The organism is Pantoea sp. PNA 14-12 (assembly GCF_004364735.1).
GTDB classification, from domain to species: Bacteria; Pseudomonadota; Gammaproteobacteria; order Enterobacterales; family Enterobacteriaceae; genus Pantoea; species Pantoea stewartii.
Map to the genome: position 1 here is coordinate 1,109,350 of NZ_SOAJ01000001.1, position 23,752 is coordinate 1,133,101.

At 57.7% G+C, this 23,752-nt stretch carries 19 protein-coding genes and 1 pseudogene; 8 read left to right on the forward strand and 12 right to left on the reverse strand.

Features of this window, described 5'->3' with window-relative positions:
* Nucleotides 1-13: 13 nt before the first annotated feature.
* A complete protein-coding gene (fumC, locus tag C7434_RS05310) occupies nt 14-1,411 on the forward strand; it encodes a class II fumarate hydratase (protein ID WP_006119076.1) in 1,398 nt (465 codons plus the stop codon).
* 34 nt (nt 1,412-1,445) lie between these two features.
* Here fumC and tus read toward each other — a convergent pair whose 3' ends face one another.
* The 4 genes from tus to C7434_RS05330 all read right to left on the reverse strand — a co-directional run bounded on the left by tus (nt 1,446) and on the right by C7434_RS05330 (nt 5,076).
* Entirely contained in the window at nt 1,446-2,348 is a 903-nt protein-coding gene (gene tus, locus C7434_RS05315; RefSeq protein ID WP_033741473.1) for a DNA replication terminus site-binding protein, read from the reverse strand.
* A gap of 356 nt (nt 2,349-2,704) precedes the next feature.
* Nucleotides 2,705-3,322, reverse strand: a complete 618-nt coding sequence (locus C7434_RS05320; RefSeq protein ID WP_033741313.1) for an undecaprenyl-diphosphatase — start codon at nt 3,320-3,322, stop codon at nt 2,705-2,707.
* A 328-nt stretch (nt 3,323-3,650) separates the two neighbouring features.
* Nucleotides 3,651-4,421 (reverse strand): iron export ABC transporter permease subunit FetB, encoded by a 771-nt coding sequence (gene fetB / locus C7434_RS05325; RefSeq protein ID WP_033741314.1) that lies wholly within the window; start codon nt 4,419-4,421, stop codon nt 3,651-3,653.
* Nucleotides 4,399-5,076: an ATP-binding cassette domain-containing protein gene (locus C7434_RS05330; protein WP_033741475.1), complete on the reverse strand. Its 678-nt coding sequence runs from the start codon at nt 5,074-5,076 to the stop codon at nt 4,399-4,401. Before C7434_RS05330 ends, fetB begins: the two co-directional genes overlap by 23 nt.
* 502 nt (nt 5,077-5,578) lie before the next feature.
* Between C7434_RS05330 and C7434_RS05335 the strand changes: the two genes are divergently transcribed.
* Together C7434_RS05335 and C7434_RS05340 are read left to right on the forward strand one after the other, a co-directional pair.
* Entirely contained in the window at nt 5,579-6,763 is a 1,185-nt protein-coding gene (locus C7434_RS05335) for an MFS transporter (RefSeq protein WP_039340446.1), read from the forward strand.
* Nucleotides 6,764-6,950: 187 nt separating this feature from the next.
* Nucleotides 6,951-7,445 (forward strand): Rrf2 family transcriptional regulator, encoded by a 495-nt coding sequence (locus tag C7434_RS05340; RefSeq protein ID WP_006119082.1) that lies wholly within the window; start codon nt 6,951-6,953, stop codon nt 7,443-7,445.
* A gap of 261 nt (nt 7,446-7,706) precedes the next feature.
* Here C7434_RS05340 and oqxB read toward each other — a convergent pair whose 3' ends face one another.
* Nucleotides 7,707-10,862, reverse strand: a complete 3,156-nt coding sequence (gene oqxB, locus C7434_RS05345; protein ID WP_033741317.1) for a multidrug efflux RND transporter permease subunit OqxB — start codon at nt 10,860-10,862, stop codon at nt 7,707-7,709.
* Between the two features lie 12 nt (nt 10,863-10,874).
* Nucleotides 10,875-12,029, reverse strand: coding sequence for an efflux RND transporter periplasmic adaptor subunit (locus C7434_RS05350; protein ID WP_133745209.1), 1,155 nt, complete (start codon nt 12,027-12,029; stop codon nt 10,875-10,877).
* A 317-nt stretch (nt 12,030-12,346) separates the two neighbouring features.
* Here C7434_RS05350 and C7434_RS05360 point away from each other — a divergent pair, with 317 nt between their 5' ends.
* The 3 genes from C7434_RS05360 (at nt 12,347) to C7434_RS05370 (ending at nt 13,488) form a co-directional block, all read left to right on the forward strand.
* The gene (locus tag C7434_RS05360) at nt 12,347-12,694 is read left to right on the forward strand and encodes a helix-turn-helix domain-containing protein (RefSeq protein ID WP_006119087.1); all 348 of its coding nucleotides are present in this window, start codon (nt 12,347-12,349) and stop codon (nt 12,692-12,694) included.
* 90 nt (nt 12,695-12,784) lie between these two features.
* Nucleotides 12,785-13,222, forward strand: a complete 438-nt coding sequence (locus C7434_RS05365) for a ribonuclease domain-containing protein (RefSeq protein ID WP_006119088.1) — start codon at nt 12,785-12,787, stop codon at nt 13,220-13,222.
* Nucleotides 13,223-13,224: 2 nt separating this feature from the next.
* On the forward strand, nt 13,225-13,488 hold the full coding sequence (locus C7434_RS05370; RefSeq protein WP_033741324.1) for a barstar family protein: 264 nt from the start codon (nt 13,225-13,227) through the stop codon (nt 13,486-13,488).
* Here the strand turns inward: C7434_RS05370 and C7434_RS05375 are convergent.
* From C7434_RS05375 to C7434_RS05390, 4 genes are all read right to left on the reverse strand, one after another.
* Nucleotides 13,485-15,860 carry a virulence factor SrfC family protein gene (locus C7434_RS05375; RefSeq protein ID WP_133745210.1) on the reverse strand — a complete coding sequence of 792 codons (2,376 nt, stop codon included), beginning with the start codon at nt 15,858-15,860 and terminating at the stop codon, nt 13,485-13,487. The two genes, C7434_RS05370 and C7434_RS05375, sit on opposite strands and share 4 nt — an antisense overlap.
* Nucleotides 15,857-18,820, reverse strand: a complete 2,964-nt coding sequence (locus C7434_RS05380) for a virulence factor SrfB (protein WP_039340438.1) — start codon at nt 18,818-18,820, stop codon at nt 15,857-15,859. Before C7434_RS05380 ends, C7434_RS05375 begins: the two co-directional genes overlap by 4 nt.
* 2 nt (nt 18,821-18,822) lie before the next feature.
* Nucleotides 18,823-20,166 (reverse strand): SrfA family protein, encoded by a 1,344-nt coding sequence (locus tag C7434_RS05385; RefSeq protein ID WP_133745211.1) that lies wholly within the window; start codon nt 20,164-20,166, stop codon nt 18,823-18,825.
* A 162-nt stretch (nt 20,167-20,328) separates the two neighbouring features.
* Nucleotides 20,329-21,504, reverse strand: coding sequence for a benzoate/H(+) symporter BenE family transporter (locus tag C7434_RS05390; protein ID WP_133745212.1), 1,176 nt, complete (start codon nt 21,502-21,504; stop codon nt 20,329-20,331).
* 92 nt (nt 21,505-21,596) lie between these two features.
* On the opposite strand from C7434_RS05390, the gene C7434_RS05395 reads away from it, so the two are divergent.
* Nucleotides 21,597-22,142 carry an XRE family transcriptional regulator gene (locus C7434_RS05395; RefSeq protein WP_033741332.1) on the forward strand — a complete coding sequence of 182 codons (546 nt, stop codon included), beginning with the start codon at nt 21,597-21,599 and terminating at the stop codon, nt 22,140-22,142.
* Between the two features lie 195 nt (nt 22,143-22,337).
* Nucleotides 22,338-22,895 carry an isochorismatase family protein gene (locus tag C7434_RS05400; protein WP_039340433.1) on the forward strand — a complete coding sequence of 186 codons (558 nt, stop codon included), beginning with the start codon at nt 22,338-22,340 and terminating at the stop codon, nt 22,893-22,895.
* A 107-nt stretch (nt 22,896-23,002) separates the two neighbouring features.
* On the opposite strand, the gene C7434_RS05405 is transcribed toward C7434_RS05400, so the two are convergent.
* Both C7434_RS05405 and C7434_RS05410 read right to left on the reverse strand, forming a co-directional pair.
* Nucleotides 23,003-23,254 carry a hypothetical protein gene (locus C7434_RS05405; protein ID WP_133745213.1) on the reverse strand — a complete coding sequence of 84 codons (252 nt, stop codon included), beginning with the start codon at nt 23,252-23,254 and terminating at the stop codon, nt 23,003-23,005.
* Between the two features lie 76 nt (nt 23,255-23,330).
* Nucleotides 23,331-23,693, reverse strand: a pseudogene (locus tag C7434_RS05410) (TonB-dependent receptor); the annotation flags it as partial.
* Between the last annotated feature and the right edge of the window lie 59 nt (nt 23,694-23,752).

Sequence of the window (23,752 nt, forward strand, 5' to 3'; positions counted from 1 at the left end):
AAAGGAGAAAGTCATGGCAGCCAATCGCGTTGAAAAAGATTCAATGGGGCCAATTGATGTACCGGCTGATAAACTTTGGGGCGCACAGACACAGCGCTCCCTGGAGCATTTCCGTATCTCAACAGAGAAGATGCCGGTAGCGCTGGTGCACGCGCTGGCGATGACCAAACGCGCGGCCGCCAGCGTTAACCGGGATTTAGGCTTACTGCCTGCGGAGCGGGCGGAGGCGATTATTCAGGCCGCTGATGAAGTGCTGGCGGATAAACACAGCGATGAATTCCCACTGGCGATCTGGCAGACCGGCTCCGGCACCCAGACCAACATGAACATGAATGAAGTGTTGGCCAACCGTGCGAGTGAGCTGCTGGGCGGTGAGCGCGGCATGTCCCGCCTGGTGCATCCCAACGATGACGTTAATAAAAGCCAGAGTTCAAACGATGTCTTCCCGACGGCGATGCACGTTGCGGCGGTCATTGCGGTACGTGAGCACCTGATTCCCCAACTGAACGTCCTGAAGCAAACCCTGCGTGCCAAATCTGACGCCTTTAAAGACATCGTTAAAATTGGCCGTACCCATCTGCAGGACGCCACGCCGCTCACGCTCGGTCAGGAGATCTCCGGCTGGGTCGCCATGCTGGAGCACAACCTTAAACATATTGAGCAGAGCATTCCGCATCTGGCCGAGCTGGCGCTGGGCGGCACCGCGGTGGGAACCGGCCTGAATACCCATCCTGAATATGCCGTGCGTGTGGCGAAAGCCCTGGCGGAACTGACAGAGCAGCCGTTTGTGACCGCCCCTAATAAGTTTGAAGCCCTGGCCACCTGCGACGCGCTGGTGCATGCACACGGTGCGCTGAAAGGCCTTGCGGCTTCACTGATGAAGATTGCTAATGATGTCCGCTGGCTGTCATCCGGTCCGCGCTGTGGTATCGGCGAAATTGCTATCCCGGAAAACGAACCCGGCAGCTCCATCATGCCGGGCAAGGTTAACCCCACCCAGTGTGAAGCGATGACAATGTTGTGCTGTCAGGTCATGGGTAATGACGTGGCGATTAACATGGGGGGCGCATCAGGCAACTTCGAACTGAACGTTTATCGTCCGATGATTATCCATAACTTCCTGCAGTCCGTTCGTTTACTGGCGGATGGGATGGACAGTTTCAATCACCACTGCGCTGTCGGTATCGAACCGGTGCGTGAGCGTATTGATCAGTTGCTCAACGAGTCGCTGATGCTGGTCACCGCGCTGAATACGCACATCGGTTATGACAAGGCCGCTGAAATTGCCAAACAGGCCCACAAACAAGGCTTAACGCTGAAAGCTTCGGCGCTGAAGCTGGGCTATCTGACGGAAGCGGAGTTTGATGCCTGGGTGCGTCCGGAAGACATGGTGGGCAGCATGAAGTCGTAAATCAGGTCTGTCAGGGCCTGCACAGGCCCTGATATCACACCGGGCAGTCCACCCAGAGATGCAGGCGTGGGATCAGCAAATGCAGGGGTTCTGCGGCGGGTTTATAGCGATGCGTAATCGCCTCTGCATCGTAATTCAGCAGCTCACCTAACTTTGGCACCTGGGTGCGATCCCGGCACAGCACAAGAATAGGTGACGGGCAGGCAAGCTGCGTTTGCTTTTTCTCTTCCGCACGCCAGATGCGCGCAACCGGCTGCACTTTCACCGGACGTTTAATCTTCAGGCGCGCGGATGCGGGCAGGGCGCGTACATCCGCCAGTTCCTGCTGCACTTTTTCCGCCCACTGCTCGCGTGTCCAGGGAGCCTGGGCACGGCCAGCCTTCAGACTCTTTTCCAGTTGGGCGATGATCTCGTCCCGTTTAACGTTCTTAATGACCTGCTTGTTTGCCCAGCCAAAGCGCACACTCTCTGGCGCGGGAAGGGCGGTGATGGTCCGGTAAGCATTCAGGGTAATTAAGCCACGCAAATGCTGATGCACAAATTCGAACCGGGCTTCGGAAGGCAGACCGGACTCCACGGTGATCATGTGCTCAAGACGGGCTTTCAGCTGGTTGATGCTGTTGATAAACGCGGTAAGCTGCTGCGTGTCTTGCTCGCTGCATTCGATGCAGAGCGCACCCGGCAGGCGCACGGCGGCTTTAGTGCTGAGCTTTTCTGACTGGTGCTGCATGAACAGACGGCAATAGTGGTTGAGCGCCCGCTCCCGCGCCTCTGTGCCCAGGTGCTGCTCCACGGCAATCTGAGTAATCGCATCGTGTTCATGCCCTTTTTCAATCGGGGGCAGACTGAAGACCCGGGCGATTAACAGCGGCTGCGCCTCAATCTGCTGCCGTAATGCTCCCAGGGCTTCTTCGAGATCCTTGACGCACTGCTGCATATCTGTGACTAAATCATAACGCACCGCAGTCTCTCCTGTAGTTACAACATGCTCAATGTGGCAGAAAGATCGCGCTGCTGCAAACGTCTTTATAGTTACAACATACTAAACAGGCTTTCTGAAATGGTGCGGTCTGTGGCATAAGCAGGGCGAAGATAGCACAGGGTGCGATGGGGCCCACCAGAAAAAAGCGAGTGACAGCTCCACGCGGGACAGGGTGCATTACCATCGTCACCAGCGTAGACAGAACCGGCGGGAAGCGGCTGGTCACCTACGGTGACAAAACCAAAAAAGGTTATTCGGTGCCTGGCGGGCGCTCTCGCCGCCTTCAGGCACCGGGGTTAAGCGGCGCAGGATTACGAATGTCGGCTGAACAACTGATAAATCCGTTCCGGGAGCAGGCTGAATAAACATATTGATACGGCTTCGCAACATGACAGCAGCGTTTCGCCTTTTTTGCGCCAGAACAGGGTTACGATGATCACGGCTACGGCCGCTACAACGAGCGCGCCTGCCATATCCAGTGGGAAGTGAACCCCGAGAAAGATGCGTGACCAGGCAACCAGCAGTGAGACGAGCGTGAGAATGCCACCGGAGCCCCAGTTACCCCTGGCCCATAATGCCAGCGTGATACTGAAAAACAGCGTGCCGTGGTCGCTGGGAAATGACGTATCCGCAGCGTGATCGATCCACAGATGACCCAGCCGAATCATAAAAGGGCGCGGATGAAAATAGAATGCTGAACAGAGAAAATTCAGTGTCAGCCCTGTGATGGCCGTTACGATGGCAAACAGGGCGGTTTCGCGTTCTGCGCGCCCACCTGTAAACCAGTAAATCAGCAGCATAAGCGGCAGCAGAAAGATCAGATACTCTGCGCTGAATGTCGCAAAATCGATGAGCCAGCCGGGCGTGCCGGGAAGGGCATTAATGGTAAGGAACAGATCCTGATTATAGGTTTCCAGCAAAGTATTCATCAGCGCGTGGGCTCGGTGGTAAGAGAGGACAAGGGCCATTTTCCCCGCGCAAGATTAATAAAACCTTAATCGTCATTCGCCGCGTTCATCTGTTCAGCCCGCTGAATGAGTGGAAACACGTTCTCAAGAAAGAGGCCCGCCTTGCGGCTGCCATAAACACCACAGCGGTAAGCGCAGGGTATCCTCAGGCGGGCATGATATGTCAGCGGCAACGCGCATTTTCTCCCTCACAAACAGGGGGGATCTCGTTCAGTCAGTGCCTGACCGTTAACCCCACCCATGAATGAAGAACACACCGCGTCGGTAACGTGACGTGGTGCCTGAAACATCACTTCGCTAAGACTTTCAACTGCGCTCGGGCCGTGAAAAAACGACGATACGACAAATAGACGGCGATGATGGTCGATAAACTGGCTGTGCCAAGCAGCATAAACGTAACCATAATCTGGTACTTAATCGCCTTAAGCGGGTCTACACCCGCAAAGATCAGCCCGGACATCATGCCGGGTAAACTCACCAGACCAACAGTTTTGGCGGCATCAACGGTGGGGATCATCGCGGCGCGAATGCTGTCGGCAAGGATTCGCTGCGAGGCCAGTTTGACTGGCGCGCCAAGGCTCAGCATCTCCTGAATTTTTTGGGCATTGTCGCTGAAGCGCTGGTTCAGGTTGCTGTAACACAGCCCCACAGCAACCATGGCATTGCCGGCAATCATGCCGGAAACCGGAATGACCTGCATAGGCAGAAAGGCGATTGCACCGCTCATGACCAGAATGGTCAGCGTAATGGCGGTGCCACTCGCGATCGCAACGAACGAAATCACAAAGGCATTACCGATGTTACGGCTGCGCTTACGGGCATTAAGCGCCGCATTGACGCAGATAAACAGCACCATCAGCACGGTCAGCCCGCCGTTATTCACATCAAAGACCGACTTGAGGACATAGCCTACGATGGCCAGTTGAACGATCGCGCGGCTCACGCTCCACAGAATATCTTTGCTCATGCCAAGCTTCTCTTTCTGGCTGATAAGCAACGCCATCAGGACCAGAACCAGCGACAGCAGTAGCGAGTTGTCACTTATTGTTGTCTGATGCATTCATCTTCTCCCTGTCAGGTGACGTGAGGCGAAGCACATGCTCTGCCTGCTGTATGTCGTTAACATCGTGACTTATCCAGACGACGGCCATCGGGTGTTCTGCGACAAGCCGCCTGATCAGCGACTGTACCGTCAGGCTGTTTTCTTCATCTAGCGCGCTGGTCACTTCGTCAAGTAACAGCACGGCCGGCACAAACTGCAGATGGCGCAGCAGCCCAATGCGCTGCTTTTCGCCGCCAGAGAGGGGCTCAATCGCAGCATTCAGCATATCCGGTGAGAGATTAACGCTCTCCAGCGCCGCCTTGAGTTTCGCCTGTGGTGGCGTCTGGCGGCGAAGTAGCCAGGGCAGGGCAAGGTTGTCATAAACCGTCTGACCGAAAAGCTGTGGCGTCTGAAAACAGTACGAGACCTGCTGACGGTATTCCTCGGCCCTGAGCGTGGCGATATCGCGGCCCTGAAAGCGGATCTCTCCGGTCGTTGGTGTTAACAGAGAGGCAAGGATCTTCAGGAAGGTACTTTTGCCACTGCCGGAGGCACCAGTGAGCACGACAACGTCGCCCGGCGACAGCTGTAAAGAGACCGGCTGCAATAGCTGTCTGCCGCCGTGTGAAAAGGTGACATCCTGCGCATCGAGCAGGGGCAGGGAAGGGGCCATCGTTGCTTCCTGGATAGGGGTTAATAAGTCCGGTTCGTCGATATCTGAAAGGCGGTGCATTCAGCCTTTTACTCCTTGCGTGGCTTTCCAGCCCGGCCTGGCATCTTCCTCTTTATGCCGTGTCCTGTCAGCCATGAGTCAGAATAGCCGAATTCACCACCGGTGCTAACGGAACGCACAAGCCGGTTCAGACGGGCAACGACATCACGCCGCGCGTCCCGCTTCGCCTCAGACCTGAGCGTAACGCGCCTTTTCATTTTGGTTGCTGATTTTTTCACACCCTGCCGGGCGATTAACTGTGCGGCAGGGCAACAGCACATTTTGAATGTCCTTATCGCCTTAGCTGCGTGTGCTCTACCACCACAGGGAGAAGAAATCCCGCTGGGGCGCGTTGGTAACCGGACCGTTGGGGGGCGTAAAAAAGCGGTAAAGCCAACGGCGGCATTTTTCCTTTTAGCTGAACATGTTATAAAAACACTTTGTTTGCTAACGGATCCTCAACATGGACGTGATTAAAAAGCCGGGTGTCACGCAAATTGTCACGCTGGGCCTGGTTCAGATCCTCTCCTGGGGCGGTTCGTTTTATCTGATGGCGGTCATGGCCGCGCCTGTTGTAGCAGAAACCGGATGGTCGCAACAGTGGGTTTACGGCGCGTTATCGCTGGGCATTTTAGTGTCTGGGTTGCTCGCTCCGCGCTGTGGCCACCTTATTGCACGCACGGGCGGTCGCCTGATGCTGGCACTCAATGGCATCGTGATGGCGGCAGGGCTTACCCTTATGGGATTCAGCCATCACTTACCGGTGTTTTTACTGGCCTGGGTCATCATCGGCATCGGCATGGCGATGGGGCTGTATGATGCGCTGTTTGCGACGCTGGGCACCCGCTATGGTGGGCAGGCACGCAGCGCCATTACCGGCATAACCCTGATTTCCGGTTTTTGTACCAGCGTGGTCTGGCCTGCCACCGCGCTGCTTATTCACTGGCTGAACTGGCGGGGCGCGTGTTTCGCCATCGCCGCGCTGTTGCTGGTCAGCGTCTTACCGGCCTATTTTTATGCTTTGCCCAAAGGCCATCTTATCTCACCCGTCAAACGTAAAAGCGCACCCGGCACAGCGCCGGATTTGCCCGCAGTCTTGTTTTACCTGTTGTGCGCCATTTTCACGCTGGCCTCGGTGATTATGACGGCCATTTCGGTGCAGCTTATCACTCTGTTGCAGGCCAGTGGTTACAGCATGGCGGCGGCGCTGGCAATCAGTACGCTGCTGGGGCCGTGCCAGGTGGCATCCCGTCTCATTGATATGGCCTTTAAAGGGGGCCATCCCATCTGGACCACTTTTTTTTCGGTGGGGCTGGTGGCGCTGGGGTTGTTGTTGCTGGCGCTGTTTCCGCAACTGGCCCTGTTAAGTATGATCTTTTACGGTGCGGGAAACGGCTTACGCGCCATTGTGCGCGGCACTTTGCCGCTGATGATGGTAAAACCTGAAGCGTACGCGGTACTGGCAGGCCGGATGGCGCGTCCGGCGTTAATGGGGCAGGCGGTAACGCCGTTAGGCGTGGGCTATGTGTTTGCGACGTTGGGGCCCAAAGCCACGCTGTGGTTACTGTGCACACTGGCAGTGATAAATCTGCTGCTGGTGGTGGCACTGAAAAAGCGGCTTCCAGCGCCAGCGCCATCTGTGCGCTAATGCTGTCCGCTACCGCTGGGCAAATAAGCACCTTGTGCGGTCGCGGGCTTCCGGGTGGGGAATATGTGCCTTGTGGCGGGTGGGTTGCTTCTAAAAAGTGACAGTGTTTGTTATATTCATCCCTGTTTGTTGGTTCACTTAGGCGGCTATATAACAACAAGAATGCACCGCAATTCAGGATACAAAGATGCTTGATTATCGCTTCCCGACAGCTTTGCAAATGGTTCTGAGTGTGGCGGTGGCGGAGCAAATGGGAAAACGCTCTACCAGCGCGATTCTCGCTTACGGGCTTGAAGCAAACCCGAGCTTTATACGTAAGTTAATGGTGCCATTAACCCGTGATGGCATTATCGTGTCCACGCTGGGTCGTACGGGTTCCATTCATTTGGGCAGACCCGCAGCCGAAATCACGCTGCGTGATATTTATGTCTCTGTGACAGATGATAAAAAACTCTGGGCGGCTCGCCCGGATGTGGCACCGCGTTGCCTGGTCAGCGCCAACCTGTGCTGGTATTTTAAATCGATTGCCGAGGAAGCCGAGCAGGCATCACTGGCGGTACTCGCGAAGCGCACCGTCGCCGACGCGTTAAATGAGCTGAAAACCCACGACACCAGCAACTGCACCGCCGTGCCTGAGCCTGAGGTGACGGAACCGGATACCGACTGCAAAAAAAGCCGCTGATGCGGCTTTTTTTACGTCTTATGTAAACTGACGACCATCACGTGCGAGGGTGTTGCATTCATCATCGGCAGGTTTCACCGTCACGTCCTCTCTGTCTGTCTCTGACGAACACCCGTACTCAGTTATCCCGTCCGCGCTCGCACAACGCCTTTTAAATAAAATAAATGCTAACCGGCTCCGCCAGGGCACGGGTCAGGCGTTGTATATACTGACGTTGAGAGGCAGTGCCCCGACGTCCGCAGGATCGTCGGGGCACACGCATTACTGCGCGTGTTCCGTAACCGGGTGCGCGGCGTTACGCGTCACCAGCTTACGCAGCGCCACATAAAACACCGGCGTTAAAAACAGGCCAAACAGCGTCACGCCTAACATACCGGAGAACACCGTGACGCCCGTCACGCCGCGGACTTCCGCGCCTGCGCCTTCCCCCAGAATCAACGGAATAGTTCCGGCGATAAAGGCGATAGAGGTCATCACGATAGGGCGCAGACGTAACCGACAGGCCTCAAGCGCGGCGTCGACAATCCCTTTACCCTGCATCTCCAGTTCGCGCGCAAACTCCACAATCAGAATGGCGTTCTTACAGGCCAGGCCCATCAGCACCACCAGACCGACCTGCACAAAGACGTTGTTGTCTCCACCTGTTAACCACACGCCCAGCAGGGCCGACAGCATGGTAACCGGCACAATCAGGATCACCGCCAGCGGTAACGTCCAGCTCTCATACAGCGCGGCCAGCACCAGGAAGGCCAGTAACACCGCCACCGGGAAAACAATCAGCGCGGTATTGCCCTGCGTCGCCTGCTGGTAGCTGAGGTCGGTCCATTCGATGTTCATGCCGTTCGGCAACAGCTGGCCGGACATCGCCTCAAGCTGGCGCATCGCCTGGGCGGAGGACAGTACCCGAGGGTCCGCATCACCGATCAGGTCCGCCGCCGGATAGCCGTTGTAACGAATAACCGGATCGGGCCCGTAAGTGGTGGTGATATGCACCATGCTGCCGATGGGCACCATCTCGCCACGATCGTTGCGGGTACGCAGGTTGGCAATGTCCTCCACGCTGTCACGAAATTCGCCATCTGCCTGTGCCATCACCCGCCAGGTCCGGCCAAAGCGGTTAAAGTCGTTAACATAGGACGACCCCAGGTAGGTTTGCAGCGTACTGAACAAATCCGTCAGCGCCACGCCCTGTGCCTTGGCCTTATCACGGTCAACCTGCACATCCAGTTGCGGTACGTTGGCCTGATAAGACGAGATGGGGAAGTGCATGCCCGGCGTCTGCATTACCGCGCCGGAGAGTGTATTAATCGCGTTTTGCAGTGCGCCATAGCCCAATCCGGCCCGATCCTGCACGTAAAGCGAATAGCCCGAACCCTGGCCCAGACCCAGAATCGGTGGCGGCATAATGGAGAAGCCAAACCCCTGCTGAATACGGGCGATTTTTGCATTGATGTCCGCGTTAATCTCCGCCGCCGTGCGCTTACGTTCACTGAAAGGTTTCAGGCCGAAAAACACCGTGCCGCTGTTCGGCGTATTGGTAAACTGCAGCGCATTCAGGCCCGGAAAGGCAACCGCATAGGCCACGCCTTCCGTTTGCAGACCGATTTCACTCATCTGCCGGATGACCTCATCCGTGCGCGCCAGCGACGATCCTTCCGGCATTTTCACGCCGCCAATCAGGTAAAGCTTATCCTGTGTGGGGATAAATCCGCCCGGTACGGCATGGAACATCCAGCCGGCACCCGCCAGTAACACCAGATACACGCCAAACACCGCGCCGCGCCGCCGCAGGGTTTTCGCTACCATCGACTCGTAGCCATGGGCCGTGCGGTGAAAGAAACGGTTAAACGGGCGGAAAATCCAGCCAAACAGCCAGTCGATCAGGCGCGTGGGCCTGTCTTTGGCGGCCTGGTGATCCTTAAGCAACATTGCTGCCAGCGCAGGCGATAAGGTCAGCGAGTTGATGGCAGAGATGACGGTCGAAATGGCAATGGTGGTGGCAAACTGCTTGTAAAACTGACCGGTGACGCCCGACAGAAACGCCATCGGCACAAACACGGCACAGAGCACGAGCGCGATAGCGATAATCGGCCCCGATACTTCGCGCATGGCCTGATGCGCCGCCGCTTTGGGTGACAGACCCATCTCAATATTGCGCTCAACGTTTTCCACCACCACGATGGCATCATCCACCACGATACCGATGGCCAGCACCAGACCGAACAGGCTCAGGGTGTTAAGCGAGAAACCGAGCAGGTAAAGCACGCTGAACGTGCCCACCACGGAAACAGGGACCGCCAGCAGCGGAATGATCGAGGCCCGCCAGGTTTGCAGGAACAGAATCACCACCAGCACGACCAGAAAGACTGCCTCCAGCAGAGTCTGGACCACGGCCTTGATGGAGTCGCGCACAAACACAGTGGGATCGTAGGGCGCTGCCCATTTCACATCGTCAGGGAAGCGGGTGGCCAGCTCATCCATTTTGGCTCGCACCGCATTGGAAAGATCGATCGCGTTGGCCCCGGGGGCCTGAAAAATACCAATGCCGACGGCATCTTTATTGTTCAGCTGCGAACGCAACGCATAGCTGCCCGCACCCATTTCGATGCGTGCCACATCGCGCAGCCGCACCAGCGAACCGTCCTCAGCGGTTTTTAAAATGATATCGCCGAACTGCTGCTCATTTTCGAGCCGGCCCTGCATGTTGATCGACAGCAGAAAATCGCTCTGCTTTTTCAGCGGTTCCGCACCAAGCTGCCCGGCAGAAACCTGCACGTTCTGCTCCTGCATTGCGCTGACGACGTCGGCGGCGGTCAGGCCGCGTGCGGCCACCTTATTGGGATCCAGCCAGACGCGCATGGCATATTCGCCTGCACCAAAGATCTGGATCTGCCCGACGCCTGGCAGGCGGGCCAGTTCGTCTTTCACTTTCAGCGTGGCGTAATTCCGCAGGTAAAGAGAATCATAGGTACTGCCCGGCGAAAACAGATGCACCACTAAGGTCAGCGTAGGGGACATTTTTAGCGTCGTAATGCCCAGCCGGCGCACGTCTTCAGGCAGTCGCGCTTCCGCCTGAGCGACACGGTTTTGTACCTGAACCTGCGCCTGGTCCGGATCGGTGCCGGGACGAAACGTCACGGTGGTCACCAGCACGCCATCCGAACCGGCGACGGACTTCATGTACATCATGTTTTCGACGCCGTTAATCGCTTCTTCCAGCGGGGTCGCCACGGAATCGGCAATGACCTTTGGGTTCGCGCCGGGGTATTCGGCGCGCACCTGCACGCTCGGCGGCACCACGTCGGGATACTCACTGATGGGCAATAACGGTATGGCGATCAGGCCGGTCATGAAAATCAATACCGACAGCACGGCGGCAAAGATTGGCCGATCAATAAAAAAGCGGGAAAAATCCATATCAACCTCGGGTTATTGAGCGGCGGTAGCGGCCATATCGACAGTTTTGGCCGTCACCGGCATTCCGGGCATAAACACTTTTTGCAGTCCGGCAACGATGACCCGGTCGCCCGCCTGCAAACCGGCCTCGACGATACGCAGTCCGTCAGCCATGGCACCAGGCTTAATGTCGCGGCGCTGCGCTTTCCCCTGAGCATCAACGATATAAACATATTTGCGATCCTGGTCGGTCAGCACGGCTTTATCGTCAATTAACAGGGCGTTGAAGGTCGCACGACCCGGCAGGCGAACGCGCGCAAAAAGGCCAGGCGTAAAGATACGCTGATGGTTATCCAGCTGCGCACGCATGCGAATGGTGCCGGTGCTGGCGTTGAGTTGGTTATCCAGGAAGTCGACGTTACCCCGGTGCGGGTAACCCTGTTCGCCTGCCAGCGCAACCTCGACGGGCAGGGCATGACGTTGCTGGCCCTGACGCGCCATGGCCTGGTAGTGCAGGAAGGTAGTTTCATCGACGTCGAAATAGACCACCATCTTGTCTTGCGAGACCAGCGTCGTCAGAACGCTGGCGCTGTCCCCGGCGGTTACCAGGTTTCCTGCGGTGATCATGGCCCGGCTAGCGCGGCCGTCAATGGGCGCCGTGACGCGGGTAAAATCCAGATTCAGTTGGGCCATGGCCACAGCCGACTCGGCGGCCTGCACATCGGCCTGCGCCTGGCTGGCGCTGGCGCGTCGTTGCTCCCACATCTCACGTGATACCGCCTGAGTACCGAGCAGTTTTTCTGTGCGCGCCGATTCACTGCGGGTCAGGCTGGCCTGACTCCGCGCACGCGCCAGCGAGGCTCTCGCCTGATCCAGTGCGGTGCGGTAGCTACGGTCGTCAATGGTGAACAGGACCTGACCCTTTTTCACCTCATTCCCTTCATGGTAATTAACCGTGGTGATGTAGCCTGAAACCCGTGGACGCAGTTGGACGCTTTCAACCGTTTCTATGCGGCCATTAAAGCTGTCCCACTGACTGACCGGTTTTGTCACCACCACAGCCGCACTCACCTCGGGCGGCGGCGGCGGGGCGCTGTTCGCCTGACCCGTGTCACATCCACTTAACTGACTGATGACCAGTCCCATCCCCAGCAGGGTAACTCCCTGACGAACCCAGTTGCTTATCATTGTTGTGATTCCGCGATGAACAGTGAAGTAAAGCCCGCAGGCCAATATTTGCAACTTCTATGGTTGCAATTTATCGCGAGGAGTGTAGGCTTGTGTGTCTGAGAACTGCAAGAATAACTGATACACTTTATGTGCGGTCTGATGAGCGATGATTTATCGGCCAGCATCCAGCCTGACAGGGCATGAGGTAAGTCCCCATAAAATGTGCGGCATTTAATGTATTAATTAAACTTGCATTAAATGGCATTGTCAGTCACGCTTTAAGTGTAACTGCAACTGATACTAATACTGTTCGCTGTCGCGACCGGAGAAGACAAATGATGAGTAACGCTTTTATTCACGATCTGATTAACTGGATTGACAACAATATTGAAGCACGCCTCGATCTCGATACGGTTTCTGAGCGCGCGGGCTACTCAAAATGGCACCTGCAACGGATGTTTAAAGAGCACACAGGCTATCCACTGGGTGAATATATCCGTATGAAAAAATTGAAAAAATCAGCGGATCGCCTGACCAGCACCAACGAACCTATTCTGAACGTAGCCATTTCGCTGGGCTTTGACTCGCAGCAGTCGTTCAACCGCAGCTTCAAGCGTCAGTATGGTGTTGCTCCGGGTGCGTGGCGTCGTCACAGTGTGCCGTCGCAGGCTGCAATGCAGTAAACCCCGCCAGGGCCAGGTCATCTGGCCCGCGCTGTTTTATCCGCTGAGAAAACTGCTATTATCTGCATCCTGTTTTCCAGGGATGTCATCATGTCAAAAAAACTGTGGTTAGGATTAGTCCTCATCCTTATCCTCTCCTGGATAGGTCTGCGACCCTATCTGACGTCTGCACCTGCCAAAACCTCTGCCGCAGACATCGCCGCCTTAACGGATGTGCGAACCGTCGCCCGCTGGGTGCTACAGCATCAGCAGTTGCCCGATTACTACATCACAAAGAAGCAGGCCCGCCGTCTGGGCTGGAATCCTGCGAAGGGCAATCTGTGTGACGTGCTGCCGGGTCGGGCGATTGGCGGCGATCGCTTTTCCAACCGCGAAAGAAAGCTACCTGAACGTTCAGATCGGCAGTGGTATGAGGCGGATGTGAACTACCGCTGTGGCCATCGTGAGGCGGATCGCCTGGTATATTCGTCAGACGGGCTGGTGTTTCTTTCCACTGACCACTATCGCAGTTTTAAGCCGGTGCAGTAACGATGTTGCGCCTACGGTTTGATCTCGGTGAGCTGGCGGATCGCGATGCCTTTTACCGGCAGTTTGCCGCGCAAAGCGACTGTTCCGGCGACTTCGGCAATAACCTGGACGCGCTCTGGGACTGGCTGACAGGTGGCATGGCCCTGCCAGCGGAGATTTATCTGCTGAATGCCGATCGGCACGACGCGGATCTGGCCCCGGTTCTGGCGTTGCTGGAAGAGGCGGCGCAGTCGCTGAGTGGCGAACTGCGCCTGATATACGCTTAGTTACGCAGCGGTTTGAGCAGGTCGGCTAGCGCTTCGCGCGCGCTGACCGGCAGATCGCCCCCACCGGTATAGCCGTTGTTTTCGATAATGACCGTGTTCAGGCCCACCAGCCAGTCATATATGTAGTACGCCGTGTGGTTTGCTGGCGTAGCCGACAGTTTTGTCAGTCGCTGACCGGCGCTGAAATTCACACTCGGCGCAGGCGGACGTGAGAAGATCGACTGGCCACGGTTAACCCGGCTGGCCGGACGTTCCGCTTCCGGACGCTGCAGGAAGCCCAGCCACGCGACGAAATCCCCCAATACCGTCATGGCACGCGTCACCTGACGATCGGCGCGCGACTCATGCGACATGCTCTGCGCGTCCGGTTCATGCAGGGCGGTTTGCAGCGACTGCAGGATACCGGTGCGGAAACTGGCGGTGATCAGTTCTTCTATTAACCATTCCATCGTGGCTTTGTCGATATTCAGCAGCGTGAGCAGGCTCTGATTTTCCGGCAACTGGCGCAGATGGTTCAGCCACAGGCTGAAGACCTGGCGCGGGAACTGAGTCAGGCCCTGGCCAAAGCTGGACTGCTGAGGCGCGGGCTGTTCAATTTCAGCATCGCTGAACAGGTCGAACTCAAAACCGATACCAAACTGGTTCTCCGGTGCCTGAATACTGGTGGCGGCGGCAGGAACGGATGAGCCCGACTGATTCAGCCACAGCTGACGCAGGGCTTCACGGGAAGGCTGCAACCGCTCCAGCAGTTCTCCATGCAAACCGGTGCGATGTTGCAGGCATTTCAACAAGGTATCCGCGATGTTCTGCTTGCGCGCCGCCTGATCGGGCGACGCACCGGCTTCGGTCCAGGGCTGTAGCCGACGTTCAACGACCATGTGCTGAATTTGCGCCAGTTGCGCGATAAGCTGATCGCGGCGGGCCTCTGGCTGCATCTCATCCTGTAACCATTCGGACATGCGATCCACACCGGCGCGATCCAGTGCCAGCATGGAACCCCATTGCTGACCCGGCTGGCCGACCTGACGCTGTACCGCCTCATCCACATTCACCTGCTGATGGCGCGCATCATAAGGCGTGATCGCCCAAATCAGACGCGGTTTTTCACCCGCGTCGTTTTTTGGCTGAAGGCGTTGCCATTCGCGCAGGGCGCGGCTGGCGATATCCACATCCTGACGCTGGCTGGCGGCGGTGCAGATCAGCAGCAAATCGATGCCCTGGCGGGCGGCATAGATGCCGGGGAGCAGTGTACGTTTGTGCTCCAGCAGCCGTGCGCGCAGCGCATCCTGCTGCTGCAGGCGCTGGCGTTCTTCCCGCAGCGCCGCATCACTCGGCGTACCGGGTGCAGGCAGCTCCAGCATGTCCGCTTCGTCATAGATCGCGGTGCGCGGCGTGGAACTGAGCGGAATCGTCACCTCCAGCGTCAGCAGCGCCAGTAATCCCAGCGCCACATGTTGCGGCTTGGCCAGGCGGTTTCCGTTTAACGGGCAGATCTCAATGTGCAGCGAGAGATCCTGTTCGCTGGCCGGGACGATAAGCTGTTCGGCAGGCAGCAGAGACGAATCGGTTAACAGGCTAAGCGGCCCCAGCACGCGTGTGCTGTTGCGCAGTTGGTGGCGCAGATGCAGCAAGCTCCGCACCAGCTCATTCAGGGCCGGTTCGGCGGGCCAGAGCAGAGAGAACAACTGGACCCGATCGTCAACGCTCAGCCACGGGGCCAGTTCAACCGCCTGAGGCCAGAAGTGCCGATCCAGTTGTGCATCATACAAATGATGGCGGCGGCACCATGACCAGAGCGTGACCAGCGCATCGCTCTCCAGGCCAGGCAGTGGCGTCGTTAAGCGGTGACGCTGCAGACGTTGTATCACGCTGTCGATGTTTGCGGTATCGGGCTGGCTGACGCCTTCGCCACACGAAATCGCCAGGCGTAGCACCTCGGCTTCGCTCATCAGGGCCAGCTCTACCGGCCACTCCGACGACAGCGGCTCGCGCTGATGGGTAAACCGCGTCGCCGTGGCGAAATCAAGGTTACCCGGGTTGATATGCTGAAAATAGTTAACCGGCTTGTCGCTTAGCGCGGTGATTAACTGTCCCTGGGCATCGGCGACCATCTCCGTTAACAACCAGGCTTTGCCTGCCTGAGACTGCCCAAACAGGGCTAAGGTGACGGGGCGGGCCACCTGCTGCGCCAGCGCCTGCGTTTGCACACGGGCCTGACGTAACTGCAGGGTCAGGGTTTCGGCTTCCAGTGCCAACCGGGGCGACTGTTCGCGGGTGTTTTCAATCCATGCCAGGCTGCCATTCAGGGCGTCCTGCAATAAACTCAGGCGTTTTGCCAGCGTTTGCGGCTGGCGGGGTTTAACCGATCTCATCGTTTACATACACTCCCGCTGTCAATCCAGTATTGCGCATTGGCATTGCCAGTGGCGGAGAGAGTATTCAGTTTGAGGCTCAGATGTTCAAGCGGAACGCGCGTACCATCGTCCAGTCGGGCTTCGCTTAACACCAACGTCTCGGGGCCAGGCGCATCCGGACCGGCTTTCACCGCCAGCTTCACGCGCAGCACGCTTTCACCCGCAACCTTGCGCGCCAGCGCGGCATCATTGAGCGTCAGGCTGTACAACGGCGACGCGGGCCAGCGTTCATTATCCAGTTGGCGGAAGCCCAGACAGACATTGCCACGAATCCGGAAGCTGCTTTTGCGATCCAGCGAGAAAGCGGGATCGTCCAGGTCGATGTCGCTGTAGCACAGGTTCTCATCGGTCAGGGCCTGGTTTTCGTCCAGCATGCCGAGATAACGGATCGTGGAATAGGGCTCGAAATCGCCCGCGCGGAACCAGAAGCTGCTCAGGCGCAAATCCAGGGCCAGCAGGCATAACATCGCGCCCACGGCGGCCGTGGATTTCGGGTTATCGATACGACCATGTTTGTTAAACGGATACCAGTCACTGGTGTGATAGCCTTCCAGCGACAAAATTCGGCTGCCCGGCAGCGGTTGCAGATGACGCACCAGCGCCTGGATGCCGGGGAAGCGTGAGGGCCGTCCGGTCAGCAGCAGGACGTCACACTGATACAGTGAGACCACCTCACACATAGATCGCAGTGCCGGAATGATCGCCATGCGGTGCTGCATAAACTCGCCGTGAAGCTGCGCCATGCTGACCACCAGCGGCACCTCAAGCAGGTCAAAGCGGCTGTTGCCGCCTAATTCACGCTGGATTTCGCCATTAACAAACGCCAGCACCGCGTCTGCCGGACGCTGATCGACCAGCTCACCAAACAGCGCATTGATTTCGGCATGGCTTTCCAGGGGATCCCAGTTCTCGTAACGTTCAAGCACCGCCTGCGCCAGGGGAATAAACACCTGCAACGTGGCTTGCTGCCGCAGCGTTGCCTGACCGTCCATCCGGCTGTCGTGGCCAAACAGTTTGTTGATCAGCGGTTCGGCCAGCGTCAGGCCGGCTTTCTGCAGGCTCTGTTGCAGGGCCGGCAAAACCCACAGCTGAATCACATCCAGTAATATATCGTCGCCGGCCACCTTAAAGCCTTCACGAAACAGCAGACGCGGCGTAATTTTGACGTTATTGCCCTGGCCGTCATCGAGACGGTACTGGGTAATCGCCAGGTCGGTGGTGCCGCCGCCAATGTCGATAGAGGCAATGCGCAGGCTCTTGCCGGGCTGCTCATCGGCTTCACGCGGACGATCCGGACGCGCCATGCTGCTGAAGAAGTCTTCTGCGCGGCCGGCAAAGTTCACCTGGGTTTCGTTAAACAGCCACACCATCTGACCGCAGGTGGCTTCATCCCACTCCATCTGTACGTCCGGCACGGGTTTACTGCTTTGCGCCTGCGTCTCCGCCGTAAATTCCTCGTCGGCCGGATGCCAGCCTTCAGCTTTCCACACCAGCGCAATCGCTTCCTGCATGCGACGACGAAAGATTTCACGTTCAGGTTTTGGCATGGCGGACGGAAGCGTCAGAATCACATGACGCAGCTGGCGCGGTGCATGACTTTGCGGCATGCGTTGACGCTGTGCCGCGCTGTTCATTTGCATCAGTGCCTGGGCCAGCAGCTCACACAGCATAAACGTCATGAGTGAACTGCGGCTGTAGTGAGCGGAGAACACCGGCAGGCGTTCATCCAGCGGCAGCGCATACAGCGGCTGACCTTCGTCATTCATCAGTGAGGTGAAAGGGGCGGCGCAGGCCTGCGGTTCACCTTGCGGGCTCTGCTGATTGAAGCGCCAGCCCGGCTGATAGCGGGCTTCGTCCCACAGGTAACGCCGCGGGCTGGACAGCCCGGTGCTGCCTTCCAGACCGGCACGCTGCAAGGCCAGGCGGCTGGCTTCGCGTCCGACGCGGGTCAGTGAAGGCCACATAAAGGCCTGCTCACGGCCGCTTTCCAGCGAAAAGTTGGCTTTACCAAAACGCGCCTCGGCAAATTCCAGCCGACTGTCGAACAGCTCGTTATACACACGATGTGGTTGAGACAGATCGCGCATCTGCAGCTCGTAGGTCTGCTTCAGGCCGTTGCTCTCTTCCGGATGGTCTTCCACCAGAATACCGCAGGTGTGCGAGTTGCCGACGTCAAGAATGATATCCACGTTGACGGCTGGCGTTTGCAGCGTGGCGGCCTGGATGTGAATCTCCGTGAGGTTAAGCTGTTCGCCCAGTAATTCCAGCAGGTTGAGGTAGTGCGCCTGATATTCAAACTCACGTAGCGCCTGGCTGATGGCCTGTTCACGGCGATCGGACACGCGGTCGGTGAAGGATTCGCGCAGCCAGCCATCTACCCAGGTGTGATCAAGAAATTCCCCCAGCTCGTAGTTGTGCCAGGCCAGGGCAAAGGTAACGCCGTTCTGTGCGTCGGATGGCGTCAGTCCCAACTGTTCGCCGCCATCTTCTTCCGCCACGCAGCGCGTATCAAACGCCAGCGTAACGCGGTGCGTGTTGCCTGCGCTGTCAGGTTTCTCCAGCGCCACTAACCGCATGCGCGCCCAGTTTTCCGGGCCGCCGATAAAGCGACGACCTGAGGCGCAACGCAGCATTGGCAGCGGCAGCCAGCAGGCTTCCAGTAAGGTCAGGGAGTCGGACAGCGCGATATCGGTTTCGGGACGCACGACTTCCGGTGCGCCACCGTCCTGCGGGTAAAGTAAAAATTTACCGCTGTTACCGTCCATATTCAGACGCAGTAACGGACCATTTGCGGTCTGGCGCACAAACTGACGGCGCGCCTGGGTTGCGGAGAGTTGCAGACCAAAATCCAGGAACTGCACGCCGCTGTTCTCAATCAGAGAAATTTTTTGCTTATCATCGATCAGGGGAGCCAACATAGTTACTTACTCTCACGCTTAATCGTAATGGGATACACACGATCCCCGGTGTATTGCGCTTCGCAGGCGGCGGCGCCAATGCTGGAATGACACACTAACATCGGCATACGGTAACGCGATTTGTCCGCGCACCGGGCGGTAAAGCGGCTTTCTATCACCATGTTACCCGCGCTGGTCATCGCCGCCGTGACATCGGCCTTACAGGTGGTGTTCCCCTGGTTGATCTGTACGCTGCCCTTGCCATTGTTAAACTGGAAGTGCATGACAGGGGGTTTACCGGTCGGCGTTTTGATGTTTTCGATCTCCACGCGCCAGCGTCCGTCAATCACCTGAACCTGACCATCACGGACGGCATCCGGTGTCACCACCAGATCGTCGGGTTTCGCGGGCACCGCAGGCGCAACCACGTTGGAAAGCGTCGCAGACGGTGCCGCTGCAGGCACAGGCGCAGCGCTGGCGGCGGTTTGCGCACCCGCTACCACGGCGGCCGGTTTCTGCGGCAAAGTGTCAGCCAGTTTTTCAGCCGGCACCATGGCTGCCGGCCTGATGGCGGCAACAGGGGCGGTGTTTTGGGCGACCGGGGCGGACGGCGTGACGGGCTCCGATTGCGGCATATGCAAAATAACCGCCGTCGCGGCCGCTGCGGCAACGGCCAGCGTCGGAATCAGATACCACAGACGGAAAGCCGGACGACGCGCGGCCTGAGCGGGCACAGGCTCTGGTACAGGTTCCGGCTCAGGCGCGGGCACCTCTGCGACCGGCGGTACCACCGCGGCGGTTTCGGGCACCACCACCGGTTCGGGCGCAGGCGGCACAACAGGCTCGGGTGGCAGTTCGACCAGCGAAGCAGGCAGCGACTCCTCCAGGCTTTCACGCAGGCAGGCGAGTGCATCATCACGGTTGCGCTCCTGCGCATCCACAAATCCCCAAAAGGTGATGACAGGTTTACCGTTCACCAGATAAACATATTGCTGATTGGGGAATTGCAGGCTCTTGCTGAGTAGCGCGCCAAACAGGCGCATCGCCGGATTGGCAGCCTCGCGGGCGCGGGCGCTAATGGCTTGCAGATCCTGCTGGCAGGCGGTGAGATGTTGCAACGCCTGACGGCGTTCATAATCGCTCGCGGCCATCCAGGATTTGACTTTGCCGGAAAAAGGCGCGTACCAGTCAAGCCGGTCGCCACGTTCATTGGTTTGCGGAATCGCCAGGCAGTCTGCCAGTGCGCTTTGGCGGCGCAAACGCAGGGTCTCACGGATTTGCAGGGCGGACGTAAATACCGGCTGGCCGTTCTCACCTAAAGCCAGAACCGCATCCAGATTGCCGCTGCGCAGAAAAGTTTTTGCCACCTGTTAGGCCCTTATCGGTCGTTGTCTGAGGCAGAAGATCGCGTGTTATCGTCAATTACGGTGATTTTACGTGGGGCAATGGCAAATCAAACCGCAGAAAAAGAGGTCAAATGCGTGGTTTTTTCGCCCGCTGCCGGGAAAATAACCAATGCCCAGATGATGTTACGCTGTTTTACGTTTTAATAACAGATGCGCGATAACGCCACCCACTAATCCCCAAAACGCCGACCCGATCCCTAAAAGCGTCACGCCCGACGCCGTGATTAAAAAAGCCAACAGCGCGCTGTCGCGGTCAGCAGGCTCTGCCAGTGCCCGTTGCAGACTGCCGCCCAGGGTCGTCACCAGCGCCAGGCCCGCCACTACGTGCACCATTACAGCCGGCAGTGCGCTGAACAGCACCGCAATCAGCGCACCGGACACGCCAGCCAACAGATAACATCCGCCGGCCACTGCCGCGGCAATCCAGCGACGACGGGGATCGGGATCGACCTCTTCGCCCATACAAATCGCTGCCGTAATGGCCGCCACACACACCGAAAATCCGCCGAACGGCGACAGAACCAACGCCAGTAATCCGGTCCAGCTCATGAGCCCGGACACCGACGGACGATAGCCGTGTGCCTGAAGGGTGGCGATGCCGGGCGCATTTTGTGACGCCATGGTGACTAAAAAATAGGGTAGACCAATACCGATAAGCGTGTGCAGTGAAAACGACGGCCAGACAGGCGCAGGAAGGCTGAAATGGGCAGCCTGTGCCGGAAAATGAAGACTGTTCTGGGCTACCGCCAGGGTAACACCGACCAGAAGCGTAATCAGAATGGCATAACGGGCAAACCAGCGGCGCGCCAGTAACCAGCTCATACACATCGTGGCGGCGAGGGGAAAGTTCACGGCGAAGTCGCTAAACGTCTGCAAGCCAAAGCGCAGTAAAATGCCCGCCAGCATAGCAGCCGCCAGCGACGCCGGGATGTGATTCATCAGGCGGGCAAACAGGCCCGTGACCCCGCATAACACAATCAGGACATTGGCAAAAACAAATACGCCCACAGCCTCATTGAGAGACGTGCCCGGCAGGCTGGTGGCCAGCAAGGCCGCCCCCGGCGTGGACCAGGCGGCCAGCACCGGCATGCGGTAAGCCAGGGAAAGCCCCGTTGAGGCGATTCCCATTGCGATGCCAATGACGGAGAACCAGCCTGCGATCAGCGCAGGCGGCGCGCCAGCCGCCTGGGCGGCCTGATAAATAATCGCACCTGTACTGCTGTAGCCGACCAGCACGGCGACAAAGCCTGACACCACCATAGGCAGGGTAACGGGAAACGGCGGATGGCGCAGTGACATGGTCTCTTCCTCTTGTGCGTTATAGCGCACATCGTCGCATAGTGCGCTATAACGCACAAGTGCTACACTGATGCGCTTATGCAGGAGACAATATGGAAAATTTGCATCACTATCTTGGCGAGGCGCTGAAACAACTGAGGCAAGCCAATGGCTGGAGCCTTACGTTAACCGCCGAGAAAACAGGCGTCAGTAAGGCGATGCTGGGGCAGATTGAACGCGGCGAGTCCAGCCCGACGATTGCCACCCTGTGGAAAATCGCCACCGGCTTTAATGTCCCGTTCTCGTTTTTTGTTCATCAGTTGCCCATCGCGGAAGGGGAAGTGGCCCGTTATCGCCAGCACAATGCGCAGATGGCGGTGACGCCGCTGTTACCTTATGACGATCGGCTACGCTTTGATTTGCTTGCCGTTGAGCTGGCACCGGGCGCGCAGAGTGATTCTGCCGCGCATGAAAAAGGCGTGATCGAGCAGGTGGTGGTGCTGGAAGGCGAGCTGTTGCTGGGCATTGCTGATACCTGGCGGCGGCTGAAGCGGGACGAGGCCTTTCAGTTCCGCGCGGACGTGGCCCACAGTTATCGCAATCCGCTGGATACGCGCCTGCGTTTTCACAGCCTGATTCACTATGTCGAGCGACGCTGAGCACCGGATCGGGTTTGCCCATTAATCAGCCTGACTTACAAATTGAAACGACCCGCGCCTGTTCAGCGCTGCCCGGCACGCTATAATTGCCTCCCCCCTGTATGGCGCGCCTGTTCGGGCACTGGCGGCGAACCCGCGGTGCGTAGCGGCATCAGCCTGCGCCATACTTCTTATACTGTTTCCAGAGGACTCACCATGGCTTTAACCACACTTGATGCGAAAACCGCTCTGATTGTTATCGATCTGCAAGAGGGGATTGTTGCGCTGCCGGTTGTGCATGAGCCACAGCCGGTTATTGAACGCTGCGCAGCCCTGGCGGCCGCCTTTCGTGAAAAAGACCTGCCTGTCGTGATTGTGAATGTCGCGGGCGGCGCACCGGGCCGAACCGAATCCCCCCGGCATCAGGGCGAATTACCGGCAAACTGGGCCACACTGGTACCGGCGATGACGCCGCAACACAATGATATCACCGTCACTAAGCACACCTGGGGCGCGTTTAATCAAACCACGCTTCATGATCAGCTACAAAAACGCGGTATTACGCAGGTGGTGATCTGCGGTATTGCCACCAGTATCGGCGTAGAGTCGACGGCACGTCAGGCTTACGAATTAGGTTACAACGTCACGTTAGCGGTCGATGCGATGACGGATTTAAATAGCGATACGCACGAAAACAGCATTAAACGCATTTTTCCTCGCCTGGGGGAAACCGGCAGTTGTGACGATGTGCGTGCAAAACTTAACGCCCTGTAAGGGTTAAGCGACTTGCCAGGGGATGAGCAGCATCACGCTCATTCCCTGGACGTCTTTCGGCTGATGTGTCACCAGAATCAGATCAGGCTGCATCGCCGTCGCTGCAATCAACGCATGGGTTTCAGCACGTCTAACGGGCATACACAGCCGTGCGCAGTTGCGTGCAATCCTGCCAGCGTCCGCTCATGATACACCGCCAGCACCTGGGTCTGGTACGCGTGGCGTAAGCGCTGCGCCTGTTCACTGTCCCGCCTCGCCAGGCGCGCGATGCCGCGTCTGGTTTCCAGCCATGTCACGGCCGAAATAAAGGTCCTGTCAGCCTCAGCACCACCGGCTCCCGCGAGAACGCAGGGATCCATTCGCGGCGTCCCGCAAAATTATCCCGGCATGTAACAACGTCATGCCTGAAAAATAAGGGAAAGAGCGAGTCAGCGGTCACGAAGCACCTGCGCAGCCGCCTGCGTTTACTGGAACTGTCAGGCCAACGCTGTAGTTGCGTCCCGGTACAGATTCGTAATAACGGCCATTGCTTTCGTTGACGATGACTGAGCCCATATAGTCAACCAGATTATCGACCCGGCCAACCAGATCCTGTGTTTATGCATCAACCAGCCATTTTTAGCCGCTGTTTACCACCGTTACGGCATACGAAGGTGCACGCACTGTGTTGCTGTCATCTGCGGCAATATTGCTCATATAACGCCATTCCGCGACCGCATAAAAGCCCTGTTCAGGGGCTGATTCTAAGCCGGTATCGATCCGGTTGCGCACGATACCGGGCATCCGCTTGCCGTCGCAGTCAGCGGCAGAGAAAAGATGGCAGGCAGCACAAAAAACGGCAGGCTTTACCGGCGTAA

What these genes read in the sequence shown, in the direction of transcription:
- C7434_RS05340 (WP_006119082.1), top strand. Translation starts at nt 6,951, where the DNA reads ATGCTTGATTATCGCTTCCCGACAGCTTTGCAAATGGTTCTGAGTGTG.
- C7434_RS05370 (WP_033741324.1), top strand. Translation starts at nt 13,225, where the DNA reads ATGTTGCGCCTACGGTTTGATCTCGGTGAGCTGGCGGATCGCGATGCC.
- C7434_RS05395 (WP_033741332.1), top strand. Translation starts at nt 21,597, where the DNA reads ATGGAAAATTTGCATCACTATCTTGGCGAGGCGCTGAAACAACTGAGG.
- C7434_RS05375 (WP_133745210.1), bottom strand. Translation starts at nt 15,860, where the DNA reads ATGAGATCGGTTAAACCCCGCCAGCCGCAAACGCTGGCAAAACGCCTG.
- C7434_RS05335 (WP_039340446.1), top strand. Translation starts at nt 5,579, where the DNA reads ATGGACGTGATTAAAAAGCCGGGTGTCACGCAAATTGTCACGCTGGGC.
- C7434_RS05390 (WP_133745212.1), bottom strand. Translation starts at nt 21,504, where the DNA reads ATGTCACTGCGCCATCCGCCGTTTCCCGTTACCCTGCCTATGGTGGTG.
- fumC (WP_006119076.1), top strand. Translation starts at nt 14, where the DNA reads ATGGCAGCCAATCGCGTTGAAAAAGATTCAATGGGGCCAATTGATGTA.
- fetB (WP_033741314.1), bottom strand. Translation starts at nt 4,421, where the DNA reads ATGCATCAGACAACAATAAGTGACAACTCGCTACTGCTGTCGCTGGTT.
- oqxB (WP_033741317.1), bottom strand. Translation starts at nt 10,862, where the DNA reads ATGGATTTTTCCCGCTTTTTTATTGATCGGCCAATCTTTGCCGCCGTG.
- C7434_RS05360 (WP_006119087.1), top strand. Translation starts at nt 12,347, where the DNA reads ATGATGAGTAACGCTTTTATTCACGATCTGATTAACTGGATTGACAAC.
- C7434_RS05350 (WP_133745209.1), bottom strand. Translation starts at nt 12,029, where the DNA reads ATGATAAGCAACTGGGTTCGTCAGGGAGTTACCCTGCTGGGGATGGGA.
- C7434_RS05320 (WP_033741313.1), bottom strand. Translation starts at nt 3,322, where the DNA reads ATGAATACTTTGCTGGAAACCTATAATCAGGATCTGTTCCTTACCATT.
- C7434_RS05330 (WP_033741475.1), bottom strand. Translation starts at nt 5,076, where the DNA reads ATGGCCCCTTCCCTGCCCCTGCTCGATGCGCAGGATGTCACCTTTTCA.
- C7434_RS05365 (WP_006119088.1), top strand. Translation starts at nt 12,785, where the DNA reads ATGTCAAAAAAACTGTGGTTAGGATTAGTCCTCATCCTTATCCTCTCC.
- tus (WP_033741473.1), bottom strand. Translation starts at nt 2,348, where the DNA reads ATGCAGCAGTGCGTCAAGGATCTCGAAGAAGCCCTGGGAGCATTACGG.
- C7434_RS05405 (WP_133745213.1), bottom strand. Translation starts at nt 23,254, where the DNA reads ATGGATCCCTGCGTTCTCGCGGGAGCCGGTGGTGCTGAGGCTGACAGG.
- C7434_RS05380 (WP_039340438.1), bottom strand. Translation starts at nt 18,820, where the DNA reads ATGTTGGCTCCCCTGATCGATGATAAGCAAAAAATTTCTCTGATTGAG.
- C7434_RS05400 (WP_039340433.1), top strand. Translation starts at nt 22,338, where the DNA reads ATGGCTTTAACCACACTTGATGCGAAAACCGCTCTGATTGTTATCGAT.